This window comes from Aurantiacibacter spongiae, from assembly GCF_003815535.1.
GTDB lineage: Bacteria > Pseudomonadota > Alphaproteobacteria > Sphingomonadales > Sphingomonadaceae > Alteraurantiacibacter > Alteraurantiacibacter spongiae.
In genome coordinates this window covers 638,672-657,394 of the sequence record NZ_RPFZ01000001.1, presented here as the reverse complement: position 1 = coordinate 657,394, position 18,723 = coordinate 638,672, and the positions used below count along the sequence as shown (strand labels likewise).

Below are 18,723 nucleotides of genomic sequence, written 5' to 3'. Positions count from 1 at the left end.
GCGCATGACCGGTTTCGATACCCCCATCACCCGCGACGGAACCAGCCTCGTCGGCCCGTGGCGTCGCCCGCGGCAGATGCTCGATCGGCAATCGGTTTCGGGAGAGGCGTCGATTCACGACGACAACACGGCGCGAAAGCTCGGCTTTTCCGGCGGCACCATCGAGGGACCGACCCATTTTTCCCAGTTCGAACCGCTGGCCGAGGTTTTGTGGGGAGAGGAATGGCGCAAAACCGGCTGCATTTCCGCGCATTACCGCGCTCCGGTCTTCGAAGGCGAGGCCGTGCGCGCCATCGCGACGCCCGATCCCGCCCGAGACGATTTCGCCCTCTTGCACATGGAAAAGGAGGACGGCACGCAAGTGCTGACCGGGTCGGCGTCGGTGGGCCGCGATGCGCCGCGTGGCGCCCTGCGTCAGCGCCTCGGCGGACTTGATCCGCTCGAGGAGCCGGTGCTGATGCGCGACGTGCCGGTGGGCGCGCGCACGGCGCGCGTTCCGGTCACGATGGACCGCGATACCCCGATGGGCGCGCTCTACCCGTTCAGCCTGGCCGACAAGCTCGCCGTCATTACCGAGTACGCCGAGCGGTTCGAGCGCGAATTGCCGTTCGAGATGATCTCCGTCCTCGCCAACGCCAAGGCGGACGTCGAACCCTTCGCGGTGCGCCGTCCCAGCGTGGGCCTGTTCGCAGACCAGGAAATCCGCCTGATCGACGGTCCGCTGGCTGTCGGGCAACGCTACGAGATCGAGCGCGAGGTCATCGCGCGCAGCGGCAGTCGCAGGACCGAGTCGCTCTGGATCGAGAGTCGCATCCACCGCGCCGGCGAGGCGGAGACGGTCGCGGTCATGCTGCTCAATGTTGCAACCCTGAAGGCGAGTTATCCGGCCTATGACCAGGAGGCCCGGGATCTATATGGAAAGGACAGGAATGGCTGACTTCGAGACACTCGATCTGGAAATTGCCGACGGGCTGGCGGTCGCGACCTTCAACCGGCCCGACCAGATGAACACCTTCAACCCGGCAATGGTCGCCGACCTGCTCGCGCTGTTCGACCGGACCGATGAAGATGACGCGGTTCGCGCCGTTATCCTCACCGGTTCCGGCCGCGCCTTCTGCGCCGGCGCCGATCTGGGCGCAGGGGGCGAGACCTTCGACTACGACGCGCGCGCGTCCGAGATGGGCGGCCCGCATGAGGGCGGGGTGCATCGCGACAGCGGCGGCGTCGTGACGCTGCGCATCTTCCGCAGTCTGAAGCCGGTGCTTGCCGCATCGAACGGGGCGGCGGTGGGCATCGGCGCGACGATGCAACTGCCGATGGACTGGCGGATGGGGGCGCAGGATTCGCGCTACGGCTTCGTGTTTTCGCGGCGCGGTGTGACGCCCGAGGCCTGCTCGGCCTGGTTCCTGCCTCGTCTGGTCGGCATGTCCCGGGCGCTCGACTGGACCTATTCGGGCCGCGTGTTCGGCGCGGAGGAGGCGCTTGCCGCCGGATTGGTGCAGTCCCTCCATCCGGCAGATGCTCTGCTCGACGCGGCAAAGGAGAAGGCGCTGGAAATGACCGCCTCCTCTGCCCCGGTGTCAGTGGCGCTGTCGCGGCAGATGCTGTGGCAGGGGCTGACCATGAACCACCCGATGGACATGCACCGCGTCGACAGCCGTGTGTTCGCCGCGCGCGGCCGCGCGCAGGATGCCCGCGAAGGCATCCTCGCCTTCCGCGAGAAGCGCGACGCCGACTATCCGAACCGCGTCTCCACGGACATGCCGGACGTGTTTCCGTGGGCGGAGGAACCACCCTTCCGCTGACACGGCAGATATCCCGCGCCGCCTGTCGGCCCGTATCCCGCCCGGAAGCGCGACGGCGATGGGGCGACCTTTCTTTCGATCGGGCGCGGAAGGCTTGCCCCGCTGCCGCGTTCGTGCATACCGTGCTTTCAGCGACAGCGGCAATCGCCGCGCCCGCGGGGAGAGGACGATGATCGACGCCACCGCCGCCGCGCGGCCTTCCGCCCAGCCGGTGCGCGCCTTGCCGGCCAACGCCCACCTCGTGCTGGCCATGCTGCTGCTGGTCTACATCTTCAATTTTCTCGACCGCATGATGCTGTCGATCCTCGCGGCCCCGATCCAGGCCGATCTCGGCCTGTCGGACAGCGAGATGGGTCTGCTGGGAGGACTGGCTTTCGCGGTGCTCTATTCGACGCTGGCCGTGCCGCTGTCCGCGCTCGCCGATCGAACCAGCCGCAGCGCGGTCATCACCGTGAGTCTGCTGTTCTGGAGTGCGTTCACCGCGCTTTGCGGAGTGGCCCAGAATTTCTGGCAGATCTTCCTCGCCCGCGTCGGCGTCGGCGTGGGGGAGGCGGGCGGCGTCGCCCCGAGCTACGCCATGATCGCCGACTATTTCCCTCCGCGCCGTCGCTCCATCGCGCTGGCGATATACTCGCTCGGCGTACCCGTTGGTTCGGCCATCGGCGTTCTGGGCGGCGGATACATCGCTTCCACCATCGACTGGCGCGTTGCCTTCTTCGTGATGGGCGGAGCGGGACTTCTGATCGCGCCGCTGTTCCGCATGACGGTAAAGGACGTCCCCCGGACCGATGACGCCGATACTGCGGGCAGAAGCGGACAGTCCATCGCCGCGGTCGCGCGGATTCTCGCGGCCAAACCGTCCTTCGGGTTCATGGCTTTCGGTGCGGCGACGAGTTCCGCGCTCGGCTACGGCATCGGTTTCTGGATGCCGAGTTTCCTGCTGCGCTCCTTCGGTCTGTCGCTGATCGACGCATCGCTGTTCATGGGCGGGGTGTTACTGATCGGCGGGGTCACGGGGATGCTGGCGGGGGGCGCGCTGGGTGATCGCATGGGTGCGCGCAAGGCATGGTATCCGCGCCTGCCGGCGATCGCCTTCTTCGTCGGCACGCCGCTGATGTTCCTCGGAGTGACGACCGACAGCGTGCTGCTCGCCTTCGTCCTGTTCCTGATACCGCAGGGCCTCAACTACGTCTGGTTCGGTCCGGTTCTGACGGCGGTGCAGCATCTGGTCGAACCGCAGGCGCGCGCAACGGCTTCGGCCCTGTTCCTGCTCATCAATAACCTCATCGGCCTCGGCGGCGGCATTTACGCGCTGGGCGCGCTCTCGGACCTGCTCGGACCGATCTATGGCGACGAATCGCTGCGCATGTCGATCCAGTGGGCGCTGCCGGCCTATCTCGTTGCCGGCGGGCTGATGCTGCTCGCCACGCGCACGATCGCGTCCGACTGGGTCGAGGAAGCCTGACGGGGCAAGCGGGCCGCCTGGCTGGGGTGGCAGGGATCGAACCTGCGAATGCCGGTACCAAAAACCGGTGCCTTACCACTTGGCTACACCCCAGCAGGTGCGCGCTCGTATAACGACCAGCGCCCGCCGCGCAAGTCGCACCTATACCCGTTCAGGCGTCGACCCGCTTGCGGACGGGATCGAACAGCGTGCGATCCTCGACCCGGTCGAAATCGGCCGGCGAATGGCGTTCCCTCATGGTCTTCGAATTGACCAGCCGCCCGCGGATGACGGCCGGGCGGGCATCGATCTCCTCGATCCAGCGACCGACATTCTCGTTCTCGCGAAGTTGCAGGAACCTGTCCGACCCCTTGTAGGCGCCATGCCAGAGCGCGGAAAGCCACGGATAGGCGGCGATGTCGGCGATGGTGTATTCATCGCCAGCCAGATACCGCGTCCTGGCCAGCTGCATGTCGGCGACGGAAAACTGTCGCTTGGTTTCCATGGCGTAGCGGTCGATCGGATATTTCATCGGATGCGGCGCGTAGTTGTAGAAATGGCCAAAACCGCCGCCGATGAAAGGGGCGCCGCCGATTTGCCACATCAACCAGCTCAGTGTTTCGGCGCGTGCGGACCGATCGCTCGGGAGCAGGGCATCGAAAGTTTCCGCCAGGTGCAGCAGGATGGCCCCGCTTTCGAAGACACGGAATTCGGTCTCCCCCGACCGGTCGACCAAGGCAGGGATCTTGGAGTTGGGATTGATGGCGACGAAGCCCGATCCGAACTGATCGGCTTCGCCGATGTCGATCATCCACGCGTCGTATTCGGCCCCCTCGTGGCCCGCCTCGAGCAGTTCCTCGAACATGATCGAGGCCTTCTGCCCATTGGGAGTGGCGAGCGAATAGAGCTGGAACGGGTGCTGCCCGACCGGCAATTCCTTTTCGTGCCGCGATCCGGCGGTGGGCCGGTTGATGCTGGCAAACTGGCCCCCATTCGCCTCGTCCTGGGTCCAGATTTCGGGCGGGGTATAGGTGATGTCGGCCATTGCGGGGGTCTTTCTCGTGACGCTTCGTACGGGACGCGGACATGGCGATGCTGTCCCCGCGCGGCAAGTATCGGGATGGCACCGCCTTTCGTCCATGAGCGGAACCGCGTGGCATATCAGGCCGTTACCGCCCATCATGGCCACCCGCCCTTCGCAGCTGATCTACGTCGATGACGATCTTCCCGGCATTACCCGCAAGGGTGCCGGCAGGGGGTGGGCCTATTACGATCCGCAAGGCAAGCTCATCACCGACCAAGCGGAAAGGAAGCGGCTGAACGCGATCGCCTTGCCGCCCGCCTATACAGACGCATGGTTCTGCCCCGCGCCCAACGGGCATATCCTGGCCACCGGCGTCGATGGTCGCGGACGCAAGCAGTATCGGTATCACCCGCAATTCCGCGCCGCGCGCGAAAGCGAGAAGTTCGACGCCTGCCTCGTTTTCGGCAAGCTGCTGCCGCTCGTTCGCAAGCGTGTGGAACAGGACATGCGATCAACCAGGCCAACGCGCGAACGGGCCATCGCCAGCGTCGTGCGCCTGCTCGATCTCGGCGCGATCAGGGTCGGCAATACCAGCTATGCGAAATCCAACCGGAGCTTCGGCGCCACGACGCTGCAACGCCGCCATGCAGAACTGACCGGCACGACGCTATGCCTGCGCTATGTCGGGAAGGGCGGAAAACAGCGCGAGGTCGTCCTGTCCGACAGTGCTTTGGCAACATGCGTGAAGAAGATGCAGGATCTGCCGGGCCAGCACCTGTTCCAGTGGATTGACGAGGGTGGCATCGCGCAGGACGTCAGTTCCTCCAACGTCAACGCCTATCTGTGCGAGACGATGGGCGATCATTTCACAGCCAAGAACTTTCGCACTTGGCACGCCAGCGTCATGGCCTTCCGCACGCTGGGGGAGGCGCGCGAGACGCTGACTTTGAAGGCGGTGCTGGAAAAGGTTGCCGATTATCTCGGCAACACGCCTGCCGTCACCCGGCGAAGCTACGTCCATCCCGCCGTGATCGACCTCGTCGGCAAGCAACAGGATTGGCGCGAGGCGCTGCGACTCCCGCGCGTGACGCAATATCTCAATCGCTGGGAACGCGGGTTGATCGCCATGCTGGAAGACAGCCCCGCAGCCGAGGAATTCCTCGCCGATGCCGCCTGACGCTTCGCCGTTCCGGGCGAATGGAGTCACACAAATGTAACGAGAGGGTGCTTGGGGCCGACAATCGCTTGCGGATCGTCCGCATCATTCGCGAATCGACGGACCTGTCCCAATGAAGTTGCTTGCGCCTGCCGCCCTTCTTGCCTCGATGTCTGTAGCCGGTGCGGCGCAGGCCGGCGATGTCGCGGGCAAGGTATACGGCGCGGACGCGTTGCCGCGGGGCGGCGTGGCGGTTTCGCTCCCCGACCTCGATCGAACGACGCGCACGGCTACCGATGGCAGTTATCGTTTCGATGGTGTGCCTGCGGGAAGCCTCGTCGTCGCCGTCGCGGCCTCTGCCGACGCGGTACAGCGCGCCCGTGTCGACGTGCCCGAAACGGGCGAAGCGAGGCGCGATGTGTTCCTCTATTCCGCCAGGGTGATCGGCTCCGTTCGGGACGGCGGCGATCCGCTCGTCAACGCGCTGGCGGAACGCAGCATGGCGAGCGCCTGGGATGCGGCCAGTGCGATGGTCGCCGACGCCGCGCCGACTGCCTGGCGCTGGCGCGATTCGGACGGCTGACCGGAAAGCTGTCGATCTCGCTTGTTGCGGGTTCAGGCTTGGGCGCGTAGTCCGGCGAACAGGTTTCACCTGTTTCGAACGTCAGGATTGTCCATGCGCCATATCGTCCGCACCCTCATTCCCGCGACCCTGCTGCTGTCGGCCTGCGCGCCGATGACGGCGGACCAGGGCGTTGCCTCCACCGCCGGCACCGAAGGTTACGACATGCTCGCGAGCCGCGCGAAGATCGCGGATGTGCGGATTGCGCCCGATACCTCCTTCCTCAGCCCGGAGGAGCGGCAAGTGGTCAACAAGCTCATTCAGGCGAGCGAGTTGATGAATGACATCTACCTGCGCCAACGCGGCAGCGACCTTCCGCAGATGCGCGCCCGGATCGCGGCGAGCGGCGATACCGATACGCTCGACATGTTCGACCGCAATTTCGGCCCGTGGGATGCGGTGGACGAACTCCACCCCTTCTACGGCGACACCGAAATGCCCGAAGGCGCGGGCTTCTATCCGACAGACCTCACGCGCGACGAATTCGACGCGTATCTTGAAGCGCATCCCGGCCAGCGCGATGCGCTGACGAGCCCCTACACCGTCGTAAGGCGCGACGGGCAGGGAGGCCTTGTCGCCGTGCCCTATTCGCAGGAATACGCCGAGTTCCTGCGTCCGGCCGCACGATTGCTGCGAGAGGCGGCGGCGATCACCACCAATCCCAGCCTGAAGCGCTTCCTGTCGCTGCGCGCCGATGCCTTCCTGTCGGACGATTATTTCGAAAGCGAGATGGCCTGGATGGACCTGGCCGACACGCCCATCGAAGTCGCGATCGGCCCCTACGAAGTCTATACCGACCGCCTCTACGGCACCAAGACCGCCTTCGAGAGTTTCGTGACGCTGCGCAATCCGGAAGAGAGTGCCGCGCTGCGCCGCTATGTCGGATATCTGCGCGACATGGAGGGCAATCTGCCCATCGAGGACCGCTACAAGAACTTCTCGCGCGGGTTCGAAAGCCCGATCTCGGTCGCCGACCAGGTGCAGGGCGGCGGCGACAACGTGCCCGGTGTGCAGACCATCGCCTTCAACCTCCCCAATGACGAGCGCGTGCGCGAGGCCAAGGGGGCGAAGAAGGTAATTCTCGCGAACGTGCTGGGCGCCAAGTTCGACCGTATCCTCGAACCGATGGCGACGCTGGTTCTCGCCCCCGATCAGGCCGGCCTCGTCAGCCGCCGCTACATGGAACTGAACACCCTGTTCCACGAATTGTCCCATTCGCTCGGGCCGGGCACGATTCAGAAGAACGGCGGCGAAACCACCGTGCAGGCCGAATTGCGCGACCAGTATTCGGCACTGGAAGAGAGCAAGGCCGACGTGATGGGGATCTGGAACATCCTCTACATGATGGAACGCGGCGAGCTTCCCGTGGCGGAAAAGAGCGAACTGTGGGCGACCTACATGACCGGCCTCTTCCGCTCGATGCGGTTTGGTATCGAAGAAGCGCACGGCAAGGGTGCGGCGGCGCAATACGGCTTTCTGCTTGACCACGGGGCGTTTCGCTTCGATCCCGCGAGCGATCATTACATCGTGGACGAGGCGAAGATGGAAAGCGGCATCGAGGCATTGCTGCGCACCGAATTGATGTTGCAGGCGACGGGCGATTATGCCGGCACGCAGGCTTTCTTCGATCGCTACGCGAAGCTGGATAGCCACGCCCGCAACACCATTGCGCGAATGGATTCCATCCCCGTCGATATCCGCCCCATCTATCCCGAAAGCATCTGACCGGGCCGCGCCGCGGCGCGCCGCCCGCACGCGCCATCGTAATTCCATCATGTTCCCGTCAGGACTCGGTCCTCTCGCAGCCCGTAAGCAGACGGCCGCGGGAGGGATTGGTCCCGCGCGAATAGGGGATTAGCGATGAAGATGATCAGATGTGCCGTGGCCGCGATCGCGCTCTCGGTGGCCGTTCCCGGTGCCGTCGCCGCGCAGGACATTCCGATGGTGCCCGGCGAATATGTCGAGGTTGCGGGGATCGAGATCGCCGATGGCCATACGCTCGATTACGTCAACTACCTGGCCGGACAATACCGCCGCGAACTCGATTTCGCGGTCGAGCGCGGATATATCTCGTCATACGAGGTTCTGTTCAACGAATATCCGCGGCAAGGCGAACCCGACATGTATCTCGTCACGCGGTACGAGACCGTGCCGAACGCCGAGGAATCCATGCGGCAGATGCGCGAACGGCAGGAATATCTGCAACGCAATCTTGCCCAGCTTGAAGCCGAGTCCGGCGAAAGAGCGACGTATCGCACGGTGATGTTCAGCCAGCTGTTGCGGAAATACGAATACGCGAACTGATCGCACCCGGCCGACGGGAGCGGGGGTGGCCGGCGCTTAGCGACCCGACGCCGGTCACCCTTAAGCGGTATGGACTCGAACCTGATTAAGGTTAACACTTGCCGGCAAGGGGGACACCATGCCGGCAGCCACCTCATGATGCACGGGCCTCGGCGCAGCGAAGCGTTGTCGCCCCCGCATGACGCGCCCCCGTGCTCGCTCGACCTTTCCAACTGCGCCGTCGGGGCGTTCCGTCTGCATCCCGCGCGCAACGCGGTGACGCTGGACGGTACGGAATTCGGCATCGAGCCGCTCGTCATGGATGTTCTGTGCTACCTCGTTCAGCGCGCCGGCGAGGTCGTCACGCGGGAGGAGATCATCGACCATGTCTGGCTCGACCGGCCCTGCGGCGACGAAAGCCTAACCCGCGCCATTGCGATGCTGCGCCGCACCTTCCGCAAGGACGAAAGCGCAACCGACTATATCCGCACCGTCTGGAAGCGCGGTTATGCGCTGGAGGCGCCGGTCCGGGTGCGACGGGCCGCTTCGCCCGCGACGGCCAGCATTGCCGATGCGCTGGTCCACCCGTTCGTCACTGATTATTCGGTTGCCGTACTGCCCTTCGCAAGCATGTCGGCGACACCGACGGACGCTTTCCTCGCCGATGGCATTACCCGCGACCTGACGATGCTGCTGAGCCGCGTGCCGCGCCTGCGCGTGGCGGCTTTTTCTTCCGTGCAGACCGTTGGCGAGGGGGACGTTCGCCTGCCCGATCTGACGGAACGGCTACAGGTCCGTTACGCGGTCACCGGTTCGATCGCGCGCAACGGCGACAATTTCCAGTTGCGCGCGGCGCTGATGGACGGTGCCGACGATGCGCAACTGTGGGCGCAGCGCTTCGACGCTCCGCTCGCGCAGTTCTACGCGGTCCAGGACCGCATCGTGCTCGACGTTTCGAGTTCGCTGTCGAGCGCGCTGCAACTCGCTCACGCTGTCGCGCTGAAGGGTCGCCGGCCGTTCCAGCTTAACGCCTACCAGCTCGTCCAGCGGGCTGAAATGCTGCGATTGAACTACAACCGCGAGACAGCCGGGGAGATCGTCGACCTGCTCGAGCGCGCGCTCGATTGCGATCGCGCGGATGGCGCGGTCCACGCGGCGCTGGCGGTACAGCATACGCAGAACGTCACCAGCCGCTTCGTCGACAATCCGGCGGAAACCTTCTCGCTCGCCAAGTCCTATCTCGGCGAGGCGCTGGCTCTCTCGCCCGACGATCCGGAGGTCTTGGCCGCGGCGGGTATCACCGCCAGCATGATGGGCAACGCCCGTCGTGCGGTTCGCTTCCTGACGCGAGCGGTGGAACGCGATCCGAACAATCCGCACACCCTGGCGGTGCTCGGATGGCAGCACTGCTGGCTGACCGGCGATGCGGATGGCGTGGCGATGATCCGTACCGCGGAGGAACGCGCGCCCCATCACCCCCGCTTCGCGTTGTGGGCGCATTATCGCGGACATGCCGAATTGCGGCTGGGGCGGGTGGAAGAGGCGATAACCGCCTACGAGGAGGGACAGCGGCGCAACCCCCACTACAGTCTCAACCTCGTGACGCTGGCGGCGGCCCTGGCCAATGCCGGGCGCGAGCAGGAAGCGCGCAGGGCGATTGCGGACCTTCGCCAGGTCGCGCCCGAATACCGCGCCGCCGATTACGAAGCGCTGGTGAGGCGCATGGTGTACTGGTTCGGGGAAAGCCCCACCGGGGAGGAGATGATCGCAGCGGTGCGCGGCATCGGCCTCTGACCGGGAGCGCAAGTCTCTACGGTCTGGCGAGTGGCACCGCTTCGTGATAGCGCTACCATGATGAGAGAGGATTCTTGCCGCTTCGCCTGGCGTACGCTGTTGCTCGCGCTGTTCCTGGCCGTGATTGCGCGGCCCGCCTGGGCATGCGAAGACGCCTTGACCCCGTGCGAGGATACAGGCTTCGTCCTTGCTACGCGGGCTGCCCCCACGCGCGTCCTGGTCGATGCGCAGGCGCCATCCCCGGTCCGCCACGCCGCCGCCGCCTTCGCGCGGGATACGGGCCGCGTGACGGGGACCGACGGGACCGTCATCGAGGAGGCCGGCGCGGCGCGCGGGCCGCTGGTAATCGTCGGGACGCTCGACAGTCCGGCCATCACGGCATTGATCGCACGCGGCGCGCTGGACGTTTCCTCGGTACGCGGCCGGTGGGAAGGCTATCTCCAGACGGTCGTGGACGATCCCGTTCCGGGCATCGACAGCGCACTGGTGATTGCGGGCAACGATCCGCGCGGCGTGGTGTTCGGTCTCTACGACCTTTCCGAACGCATCGGCGTATCCCCCTGGCACTGGTGGGCAGATGTGCCGGTAACGCGGCGCGAGACAGTGCGCCTCGCACCCGGAACGCGCAGCGATGCCCCCGCAGTGCGCTATCGCGGGTTCTTCATCAACGACGAGGACCCCGCCTTCGGCAACTGGGCGCGCGAGCAGTTCGGCGGCATCAACGCCGCGGCTTACGAACGGGTCTTTGATCTGCTGCTACGCCTGAAAGGCAATTATCTGTGGCCCGCCATGTGGGGCAAGTCGCTGGCGGAGGACGACCCGGCCACCTTGTCGCTGGCCGCCGACATGGGTGTCGTGCTGGGCACGAGCCACCATGAGCCGCTGACACGCGCGCATGTCGAGTGGGAGCGCGCGAAGGAAGCCGGCGAGGCGTCGGGCGAATGGAATTACGCCACCAACGCTGCCACCCTGCAGGATTTCTGGCGCGCCGGGATGGAACGGTTCGTCGACAGCGGCGCGCCGGGTGTCGTCACGATCGGCATGCGCGGGGATGGCGACGAAGCGATGAGCGAGGATACCGCCATCCCGCTGCTCGAACAGGTGGTGGCGGACCAGCGCGCCATTATCGCGCAAACCACGGGCCGGCCCGCAGCCGAGACGCCGCAGGTGTGGGCGCTCTACAAGGAGGTGCAGGACTATTACGATCAGGGGATGCAGGTGCCAGCCGACGTCACCTTGCTGTTCTCCGACGACAACTGGGGCCAGATCCGCCGCCTGCCCGATCCCGCCGCCGCGCCGCGCGAGGGTGGATACGGGGTGTATTATCATTTCGACTATGTCGGCGGACCGCGCAGCTACAAATGGATCGACACGATCCAGAACGGCAAGACCTGGCAGCAGATGGACCTCGCCTGGCAGCGCGGCGCCCGCGAGCTGTGGATCGTCAACGTGGGCGACATCAAGCCGGCCGAACTTCCCCTCGATTTCTTTCTCGAAATGGCCTGGAACCCGCCCGCCATGACGCTCGACCGTCTGGCCGACTACGACCGCGAATGGGCCCGCCAGCAATTCGGGTCCGAACATGCGGACGAGATCGGCGAGATCCTTGGCGAATACGCGCGTCTGGTTTCGCGCCGCAAGCCCGAACTGCTCGGTGCCGAGGTGCTACGCGATCCGGAATCTCGCCAGATCGCCGCCGCGTTCGCTACCCTTCGCGACCGGGTGATCGCCCTGCGTCCCCGGATCGCAGAAGCGGCACGGCCTGCATTCTACGAACTGGTCGAGCACCGCGTGCTGGCGGTGGCCAATCTCTACCAGATGTATCTCGCCGCCGCCGATGGTGACGATGAGGCAATCGGTTGGGCCATGCTGAACGACGAGGCCGCGACGAACAGGTACCACCGGTTGCTTGATGGCAAGTGGAACCACATGATGAGCCAGACCCATATCGGCTATACCGACTGGGACGATCCGGACACGAACATCCGGCCGGTCGCTCTGCAGCCGGATGTCGCGGAGCGAGCGACGGCAGCCGGTTCGCTGGTCACGCCCGCCGCAAGCATCGTCGGCTCTTCCAAGAACGAAGACCTCGCCTGGCACGCCATTCCCCATCTCGGCAGTCATGGCACGGCGCTCGCCGTTCTGCCGCAGGGGCGACCCGCCACCACGCCCGCCGATGCGATCTTCGCCGAATATTCGCTCGACGTGCCGCGTGCCGGGGAGTGGACGCTGGCCGTCAATCTCGCGCCCACGCTCGACACCCTAGGGGACGACGGGCTGCGGTTGGGGTTGCAGATCGACGATGGGCCGGTGATCGAACGCCGCTTCCTGCTCGAGCCCAATAACGGCGTGACCGATACGCCCGCGCGCGCCGCATGGGCCGAGGCGGTCACAGCGAACGAAGTCACGCTCGCCCAGCCGCTCGGACACCGACCCGCCGGGCCGGTGCGCGTTCGCATCTACCGCATCGACGACAATGTGGTGCTGGACGAACTGGTGCTGCGCCCGGCCGAATAGGGTAACGTCGCTCGCGGTTATCCGCCCGCCGCAGCGGCGCGCTGCGCCGGGATGAATTCGTCCTCCACGGCAGCCGTCAGCAACTCTATGGGCAAGGCGCCCTGACCGACCAGGAAATCGTTGAACGCCTGCTGGTCGAACGCGTCACCCAGCGCCAGTTCGGTCGCGATCCGCAGGTCGATGAGCTGCGAATATCCGTAATAATAGCTTCCCGCCTGTCCCGGCATCCGGAAGGTGTACCGGTCCAGTTCCTGTTTCACCGCCGCATCCGAGAACCGCGCTTCCTCAGACAGGATCTCCCGCGCGCGATCGACATCGATCTCACCCAGATTGAGCATCGGATCGAGCATGGCGCGACTGGCGCGCAGCAGACGGCTCTGCAGGCCGGTCAATTGTCCTTCGATCGGCAGGAAGGGCAGGATTTCCGCCTCTGCATAGAGCGCCCAGCCTTCCACGTTCACGCTGTTGAAGGCGTAGAGGATACGCGCCTGGCTGACGCCGCGCGCGACCATCTGCGCGAATTGCAGTTCGTGACCGGGCCGTGCCTCGTGCGCGCTTACGAACCAGGCAGCGGCGGGGTAGTTGAAATCATCGAACCGCGCGCCCGGGCCGGCCGAGGGGTCGCCCGTTGTCAGAACGAAGGTGCCCTGTTCGCCGGTATTTCCGATCAGCCGCGGCGGACGCATATGCGGCGCCGGACTGGCGGCGTTCTCCGCTTCCGTGCCCAACCGCATGGAAACAGGGTAGTCAGGCAGCGTGACGATATGTTCGCGCGCGACGATCTCCTCGATTTGCCGGCCGACGTCGCGGTAGAAGTCTTCCAGCTCGCTTTGCGGCACGGGATCGGCTTTCAACCGTGCGATGACGCTGGGATAGTCCGTTTCCTCGAAACCGAATTTCGCCGCTACCAGCGGGGCGAGCGCTTCCATCTGCTGACGGGTTTCGTAGAAACCGCGCCGTGCGCGGGCGATCAGCTGCTGCGGCGGCAGGTCGATGCCCACCTGCTTCAGGTTCAGTGCGTAGAGTTCGGGCGGCAGGCGGTAATCGTCACGCGCGGCAGGCAGTACCGTCTTGCGCTCCCAGGCGGCGTAGTCGGTCAGTTGCGTTTCGATCGTATCGAGGGCTTCGGGCGCGTCGATCTGGTAGCGCTGGAACAGGTCGCGGATGCCGGTGATCAGTTGCGGCACGCGGTCGATCGCCTGCTCGACCTGTTGCCGGTAGGGACCGACCTTGCCCGGACCCATGCTGTCTGCGAAACGCGCCCTGGCCTGCGCGGTCAGGGGCTCGCCGCCGTCCAGACCGGCATAGGCGCGCAGCAGGTCAGCCGCGCTGCCCCGTCGGTCCGCGCCGACCTGATCGTCAAGCAGCGCCCCGATATTGCCGAACACCATGTTCGGTACGTCCGTCCAGTCGATCAACAGTCGGTCGGCGGTGCGGATATACTCGTTCTCGTCCTCGAGCGAGTCGATGAGGATTTCCAGATCCTGTCGCAGATTGGCATCTTCGGCCCCGGCGAGCGCCGTCTGCAACCGGGCGATCTCCGCCTCGTTCGCCGCCAGCCTGCGCGCCGTGCGGTCCGCGGTCAATTCGGTCGCAACGCCGTCGAACTGGACCAGCCCGACCTGCGCGGCGTTTTCCGGCGCGAACTCGGCCTGCATCTCCAGCACTTCGCCCGAATAGGCATTGCTGCGCTCGATCCAGTCCTGCGCGTGGGCGGAAAGGGGGGTGAGGGCGGTCAGGCCAAGAAGGCCCGCGGTTAGCAATCTCTTCATGTGATTTCCCTTTCCGCTTACGCGTTCAGTCCAGTCGCATGACCCATCCATGCGTGTCTTCTACCGTGCCGCGCTGAATGCCGACCAGCCTGTCGCGCAGCTTCGTGGTAAGCTGTCCCGGTCCGCCCGAGCCGATGGTGAAGTTTCCATCGCGGCCCGCGACCTTGCCAACCGCGGTCACCACCGCCGCCGTACCGCAAGCGAAGGTCTCGGTCAGCCGGCCGCTTGCCGCATCCTCTTTCCAGGAATCGAGGCTGTAGCGCTCCTCGCGAACTCCCAGCCCCTCTTCGCGCGCGAGGGTGATGATCGAATCCCGGGTGATGCCGGGCAGGATCGTACCGGTCAGCGGCGGGGTGACGAGCGTGCCGTCGTCGAATACGAAGAACAGGTTCATCCCGCCCAGTTCCTCGATCCACTTGCGCTCTACCGCGTCGAGGAAGACGACCTGGTCATGTCCCTGCGCAAAGGCCTCTCCGGTCGGCACGAGGCTGGCAGCGTAATTGCCTCCGCACTTCGCCTCTCCGGTTCCACCGGGCGCGGCGCGGGTGTATTCGCTGACCCATACGCTCACCGCCGGTGCGCCGGACTTGAAGTAGTTGCCCGCCGGGCTGAGGATGACGAGGAACTTGTATTTCTTCGCCGGCCGCACGCCCAGAAAATGCTCGTTGGCGAACATGAACGGGCGGATGTAGAGCGAGCCTCCCTCGACCTTGGGAAACCAGTCGGAGTCTTTCAGTACCACCTGCCTGACCGCTTCCACGAAGACATCCTCGGGCAGTTCGGGCATGGCGAGGCGGCGGGCCGAGCGGTTGAGACGCGCGGCGTTCTGATCGGGCCGGAACAGCGCCATCGTCCCGTCGGTCAGGCGATAGGCTTTCAGACCTTCGAAGATTTCCTGCGCGTAGTGCAACACGCTGGCGGCGGGATCGAGCGTGATCGGTTCACGCGGGCCGAGTGTCGCGCCGTGCCAGCCTTCGCCTTCGTCCCAGTCGATCGAAATCATGTGATCGGTAAAGACCGTGCCGAAACCCGGATCGGCAATCGCCTGTTCCCGCGTGGCGCCGGGTACGGGCGCGGGATGCGGCAGATGCGCGATGTCGATTGCAGGCGCGTCGGTCATGTGTCGTGTCTCTCCTCGGCGTGCCCGATTAGGCGGGGGCGGGGGGAGAGGCAAGGGCGCAGTCGGGTCGTCCCGCATCGTGCCCTCAGGCCCGAAAATGAGAAGGGCGGCCCCGCCTAGCGAGAACCGCCCTTCGCATGGTCAGCGGTCAGTGGACCGCCTCTGCTAAAGCCATACGGCAAGGAAAGCTTACCGAATATGCTCCGCAAGGGTCATCACCGACCTCCCTGCTGAACCATGAGACATCGGATCACCTCCTTTCGCGCTTTTGAAGCCAAGACCCGGGCGTTTCATCGGCGGGCCAAGACCCGCGTTCACCGCTGGCCTTGACTGCATGTTTGAATCGGGACGTCCTACTTTTCAAGAGCGGAAAAGGGATTTTTCAACCGGTGTCTCGCATGTGCTCGCCTGACCGGGAGCGAACGGCGATCATCCCTGATCCCGGCAATCCTCAACCACCCGCGTGATCTCCGGATAGGCTGGGACGTAGATCGTGTCGGTGCCGGTCACCTCCAGCGCGAAGCGGCCCTTCGAAAACGCGATGGCGTCGAGCAGCGGATCGCTCGCGGCCAGTTGCGCCACCAGCAGCGGTGCGCGGCTCTGCACGGGTCCCGCCGTCAGCACCTGATCGCGCGTTTCCGTGCGCACCGTCATGTCGACCTGACCGGCGGCGTTGCCCTTGCGGCCGATGCTGACCCGCCGTGTCGCGAGGTCGCATGCCATGATGAGCGCGATCCCCTCCGGCGATCGGTCGGTACCGAACACCGCCATTGTCTGTCCGGGTTCTGCGACGTAGCTCCAGTCACCCGGCGTCGCGGGGTAGTCCATCCAGTTGTCGAAGCTCGGCGTCGGAATGCGCACCGGTGCCGCTTCGGGCCGGGCGACGGTCGGCGCGGGGGTCGGGGCAGGCGTGGGCTCCGGCGCGGGCGGCACGCAGCCTGTCAGCGCCAGCGTTCCGGCGATGACGGCCAGCGAGGTGAGGCGAACCGGTTTTGCGGCGTGGCGGAGGAAGGGGGTTTGGCTCAAGAACATGCATCCAATACGCGGGAAATGCCCGAATGTGTCGGGAACTGGCTTTTTTGTCCGGCGGGGTCGGTCAGCACGATGCTCTGCCCCGGCATCGTCATGGCGCGGACGACGGGCGCGCTAGGCGACAGGCGGGCCTCGAGTTCGGGAAGCTGGCCGTCGCGCGGTACCATGTCGAGGCGCGCCGCCTCGCGTCCGGCGTCGATGCGCCAGGCCTCTGGCGCGCTCGCGTCGGAGGCCAAGGCGAGGGTGAGGGTGTTCGTCGCCCGGTCGCAGGCAATCGTCAGGTGCGCTTCGGTCTGCGCCTCTCCGTAGAGAGCCATGGCACCGCCGGCATCCTCCTTCACCTGCCACGATCCCGCTTCGTAGGCGGTGCCGTCCGGCGCCCGGGTCGGCGTGGGGGCGGTGGTCAGAACCGGTTCGGGCGCGCTGGCGACATCGTCCGCCGGCTCGTCCGAGCGGTTGCAGGCGGCCAGCAGGGCGAGGCCCGTCAACACCGTCGTCCTGTTCAGTACGCGCATGAAAGCCACTCCCCACTGGTAAGGTCCGTTCGCGCATCCTATCGCGGCGCGCATGGCGCAGCGCAAGCCTTCCCGCATCCGGATCGACCATCTGCTCGTCGAGCGCGGGGAGGCGGAGAGCCGTACCCGCGCGCAGGCGCTGGTGATGGCGGGGCTGGTCTTTGCCGGTCCATCGCCCGAGAGGCTGGAGCGGATCGCCAAGCCGGGCCAGCAGATCGCCGAGGGCTGGCAGGTCGAGGTGCGCGGACGCGACCACCCCTGGGTCGGGCGCGGCGGGGTGAAGCTGGATCACGCGATCGACGCGTTCGGCCTCGATCCGAGCGGAGCCGTGGCGATGGACATCGGCAGTTCGACGGGCGGCTTCACGCAGGTCCTGCTGCATCGCGGCGCCGCCCACGTCTACGCCGTCGATGTCGGCACCAACCAGCTTGCGTGGTCGTTGCGGCAGGATGCGCGCGTCACCGTGCTCGAACAGACCAACGCCCGCGCGCTGACGCGGGCGCAGATCGACCGGGCCTGCGACTGGGTGGTGTGCGATGCGAGCTTCATCGGTCTTGCCAAGGTGCTGGAGGTGCCGCTGGCGCTGGCCGCGCCCGATTGCCGGCTGGTGGCGCTCGTCAAGCCGCAGTTCGAGGTCCGCAAGGGCGAGGTCGGCAAGGGCGGCATCGTGCGCGATCCAGCCCTGCGCGACCGCGTCTGTGCGGAGGTGACCGCCTGGCTGGAAGCGGATGGCTGGCGGATCGAGGGGCTGATCGAGAGCCCGATCACGGGCACGCAGGGCAATGTCGAGTTCCTCGTCAACGCGCGCCGGGGCGGGTGAGCGGGGCAAGGTGTGACAGGTGTGACAGTGTCCTGAAGCGAAACCGGCGCTGGGCATTTCGAGCGCGCAATCGGGGGAGTGGAAGAGGTCGTGCGAGCGATCATGGCGTTGCCCTAGGAAAGCCCGCGCGATGTAGGAAAGCCGAGCCGAAGAGGCCCGTTCGGGGATGCCTGCCCCTCCGCCCGCCTTGCGCGCCGCACGCTCCCCCGCCAAGAATGCACGCCGGGGCCGCGAATCGGTCCGACCGGGTGGAGCACGCATGAATCGTCTCGCATCGCCGTCGCAACTGCGTGCCAGCATGATCCGCTGGGCGCTGTTCGTGGTGCCAACGGTGATGCTGCTCGGCTTCCTCGCCGGGCGGATCGGCGGCGACGCGAGTTCGCCCTGGTTCCAGTCGCTCGCGAAGCCCGCGACCTTCCCGCCGCCCGTCACTTTCGGCATCGTGTGGACGGTCCTCTATTTCATGATCGGCCTCGCCTTCGCGCTGGTGTGCGCGGCGTGGGGATCGCGCATGAGGAAATGGGCGATCCTCGCTTTCCTCATCCACTTCGCGTTCAACCTGGCCTGGTCGCCGACCTTCTTCGGCGCCCACGACATGCGCGCGGCGCTCGGTATCGTGATCGCGATGGACGTGACCGGCATCGTCGCGACCTGGCTGTTCTTCCGCGTGCGCAAATGGTCCGGCTGGCTGATGCTGCCCTACCTGGCGTGGATAGCCTTCGCGACGCTGCTGACCTGGCAGTTCATCGAGGCCAACCCCGACGGCGGCCGCGAGGCGGAGAGCGGCGCGGTGCAGCGTTTCGAGCTGTGATATTGAAG

At 65.9% G+C, this 18,723-nt stretch carries 16 protein-coding genes and 1 tRNA gene; 11 read left to right on the top strand and 6 right to left on the bottom strand.

What is annotated here, in order from left to right; genetic code table 11:
• Positions 1 to 4: 4 nt before the first annotated feature.
• From EG799_RS03335 to EG799_RS03325, 3 genes are all read left to right on the top strand, one after another.
• Positions 5 to 937, top strand: coding sequence for a hypothetical protein (locus EG799_RS03335; protein ID WP_123878539.1), 933 nt, complete (start codon positions 5 to 7; stop codon positions 935 to 937).
• Positions 930 to 1,805, top strand: coding sequence for a crotonase/enoyl-CoA hydratase family protein (locus EG799_RS03330; protein ID WP_123878537.1), 876 nt, complete (start codon positions 930 to 932; stop codon positions 1,803 to 1,805). The genes EG799_RS03335 and EG799_RS03330 overlap by 8 nt, the downstream gene beginning before the upstream one ends.
• A gap of 169 nt (positions 1,806 to 1,974) precedes the next feature.
• Entirely contained in the window at positions 1,975 to 3,270 is a 1,296-nt protein-coding gene (locus EG799_RS03325; RefSeq protein WP_123878535.1) for a spinster family MFS transporter, read from the top strand.
• A gap of 18 nt (positions 3,271 to 3,288) precedes the next feature.
• Here the strand turns inward: EG799_RS03325 and EG799_RS03320 are convergent.
• Together EG799_RS03320 and yghU are read right to left on the bottom strand one after the other, a co-directional pair.
• Positions 3,289 to 3,363, bottom strand: a tRNA-Gln gene (locus EG799_RS03320).
• Positions 3,364 to 3,421: 58 nt separating this feature from the next.
• Positions 3,422 to 4,294 carry a glutathione-dependent disulfide-bond oxidoreductase gene (gene yghU / locus EG799_RS03315; RefSeq protein ID WP_123878533.1) on the bottom strand — a complete coding sequence of 291 codons (873 nt, stop codon included), beginning with the start codon at positions 4,292 to 4,294 and terminating at the stop codon, positions 3,422 to 3,424.
• Between the two features lie 136 nt (positions 4,295 to 4,430).
• On the opposite strand from yghU, the gene EG799_RS03310 reads away from it, so the two are divergent.
• The 6 genes from EG799_RS03310 to EG799_RS03285 all read left to right on the top strand — a co-directional run bounded on the left by EG799_RS03310 (position 4,431) and on the right by EG799_RS03285 (position 12,645).
• Positions 4,431 to 5,450, top strand: coding sequence for a DNA topoisomerase IB (locus EG799_RS03310; RefSeq protein ID WP_123878531.1), 1,020 nt, complete (start codon positions 4,431 to 4,433; stop codon positions 5,448 to 5,450).
• A 112-nt stretch (positions 5,451 to 5,562) separates the two neighbouring features.
• On the top strand, positions 5,563 to 6,012 hold the full coding sequence (locus EG799_RS03305; protein ID WP_123878529.1) for a peptidase associated/transthyretin-like domain-containing protein: 450 nt from the start codon (positions 5,563 to 5,565) through the stop codon (positions 6,010 to 6,012).
• A 93-nt stretch (positions 6,013 to 6,105) separates the two neighbouring features.
• Positions 6,106 to 7,776 carry a dipeptidyl-peptidase 3 family protein gene (locus tag EG799_RS03300; protein WP_123878527.1) on the top strand — a complete coding sequence of 557 codons (1,671 nt, stop codon included), beginning with the start codon at positions 6,106 to 6,108 and terminating at the stop codon, positions 7,774 to 7,776.
• A gap of 135 nt (positions 7,777 to 7,911) precedes the next feature.
• Positions 7,912 to 8,355 carry a YdgH/BhsA/McbA family protein gene (locus EG799_RS03295; RefSeq protein WP_123878525.1) on the top strand — a complete coding sequence of 148 codons (444 nt, stop codon included), beginning with the start codon at positions 7,912 to 7,914 and terminating at the stop codon, positions 8,353 to 8,355.
• A 135-nt stretch (positions 8,356 to 8,490) separates the two neighbouring features.
• Positions 8,491 to 10,128, top strand: coding sequence for a winged helix-turn-helix domain-containing protein (locus tag EG799_RS03290; RefSeq protein ID WP_158611001.1), 1,638 nt, complete (start codon positions 8,491 to 8,493; stop codon positions 10,126 to 10,128).
• A gap of 60 nt (positions 10,129 to 10,188) precedes the next feature.
• Complete coding sequence (locus EG799_RS03285) at positions 10,189 to 12,645, top strand: glycosyl hydrolase 115 family protein (protein WP_123878521.1); 2,457 nt, start codon at positions 10,189 to 10,191, stop codon at positions 12,643 to 12,645.
• 17 nt (positions 12,646 to 12,662) lie between these two features.
• Here EG799_RS03285 and EG799_RS03280 read toward each other — a convergent pair whose 3' ends face one another.
• From EG799_RS03280 to EG799_RS03265, 4 genes are all read right to left on the bottom strand, one after another.
• Complete coding sequence (locus EG799_RS03280) at positions 12,663 to 14,417, bottom strand: DUF885 domain-containing protein (RefSeq protein WP_123878520.1); 1,755 nt, start codon at positions 14,415 to 14,417, stop codon at positions 12,663 to 12,665.
• 25 nt (positions 14,418 to 14,442) lie between these two features.
• Positions 14,443 to 15,537 (bottom strand): branched-chain amino acid aminotransferase, encoded by a 1,095-nt coding sequence (locus tag EG799_RS03275; RefSeq protein ID WP_123878518.1) that lies wholly within the window; start codon positions 15,535 to 15,537, stop codon positions 14,443 to 14,445.
• Between the two features lie 429 nt (positions 15,538 to 15,966).
• Positions 15,967 to 16,563 (bottom strand): hypothetical protein, encoded by a 597-nt coding sequence (locus tag EG799_RS03270; protein ID WP_123878516.1) that lies wholly within the window; start codon positions 16,561 to 16,563, stop codon positions 15,967 to 15,969.
• The gene (locus EG799_RS03265; protein WP_123878514.1) at positions 16,560 to 17,084 is read right to left on the bottom strand and encodes a hypothetical protein; all 525 of its coding nucleotides are present in this window, start codon (positions 17,082 to 17,084) and stop codon (positions 16,560 to 16,562) included. The genes EG799_RS03270 and EG799_RS03265 overlap by 4 nt, the downstream gene beginning before the upstream one ends.
• Before the next feature lie 52 nt (positions 17,085 to 17,136).
• Here EG799_RS03265 and EG799_RS03260 point away from each other — a divergent pair, with 52 nt between their 5' ends.
• Positions 17,137 to 17,904, top strand: a complete 768-nt coding sequence (locus EG799_RS03260; RefSeq protein WP_123878513.1) for a TlyA family RNA methyltransferase — start codon at positions 17,137 to 17,139, stop codon at positions 17,902 to 17,904.
• Positions 17,905 to 18,163: 259 nt separating this feature from the next.
• Positions 18,164 to 18,715, top strand: a complete 552-nt coding sequence (locus EG799_RS03255) for a TspO/MBR family protein (protein ID WP_123878510.1) — start codon at positions 18,164 to 18,166, stop codon at positions 18,713 to 18,715.
• Positions 18,716 to 18,723: the final 8 nt, after the last annotated feature.

Bases quoted from the DNA above. Each gene is read 5' to 3' on its own strand.
- EG799_RS03305 (WP_123878529.1), top strand. From the start codon at position 5,563: ATGAAGTTGCTTGCGCCTGCCGCCCTTCTTGCCTCGATGTCTGTAGCC.
- EG799_RS03335 (WP_123878539.1), top strand. From the start codon at position 5: ATGACCGGTTTCGATACCCCCATCACCCGCGACGGAACCAGCCTCGTC.
- EG799_RS03275 (WP_123878518.1), bottom strand. From the start codon at position 15,537: ATGACCGACGCGCCTGCAATCGACATCGCGCATCTGCCGCATCCCGCG.
- EG799_RS03325 (WP_123878535.1), top strand. From the start codon at position 1,975: ATGATCGACGCCACCGCCGCCGCGCGGCCTTCCGCCCAGCCGGTGCGC.
- EG799_RS03280 (WP_123878520.1), bottom strand. From the start codon at position 14,417: ATGAAGAGATTGCTAACCGCGGGCCTTCTTGGCCTGACCGCCCTCACC.
- EG799_RS03285 (WP_123878521.1), top strand. From the start codon at position 10,189: ATGAGAGAGGATTCTTGCCGCTTCGCCTGGCGTACGCTGTTGCTCGCG.
- EG799_RS03255 (WP_123878510.1), top strand. From the start codon at position 18,164: ATGAATCGTCTCGCATCGCCGTCGCAACTGCGTGCCAGCATGATCCGC.
- EG799_RS03260 (WP_123878513.1), top strand. From the start codon at position 17,137: ATGGCGCAGCGCAAGCCTTCCCGCATCCGGATCGACCATCTGCTCGTC.
- EG799_RS03310 (WP_123878531.1), top strand. From the start codon at position 4,431: ATGGCCACCCGCCCTTCGCAGCTGATCTACGTCGATGACGATCTTCCC.
- EG799_RS03300 (WP_123878527.1), top strand. From the start codon at position 6,106: ATGCGCCATATCGTCCGCACCCTCATTCCCGCGACCCTGCTGCTGTCG.
- EG799_RS03295 (WP_123878525.1), top strand. From the start codon at position 7,912: ATGAAGATGATCAGATGTGCCGTGGCCGCGATCGCGCTCTCGGTGGCC.
- EG799_RS03290 (WP_158611001.1), top strand. From the start codon at position 8,491: ATGATGCACGGGCCTCGGCGCAGCGAAGCGTTGTCGCCCCCGCATGAC.
- EG799_RS03265 (WP_123878514.1), bottom strand. From the start codon at position 17,084: ATGCGCGTACTGAACAGGACGACGGTGTTGACGGGCCTCGCCCTGCTG.
- yghU (WP_123878533.1), bottom strand. From the start codon at position 4,294: ATGGCCGACATCACCTATACCCCGCCCGAAATCTGGACCCAGGACGAG.
- EG799_RS03330 (WP_123878537.1), top strand. From the start codon at position 930: ATGGCTGACTTCGAGACACTCGATCTGGAAATTGCCGACGGGCTGGCG.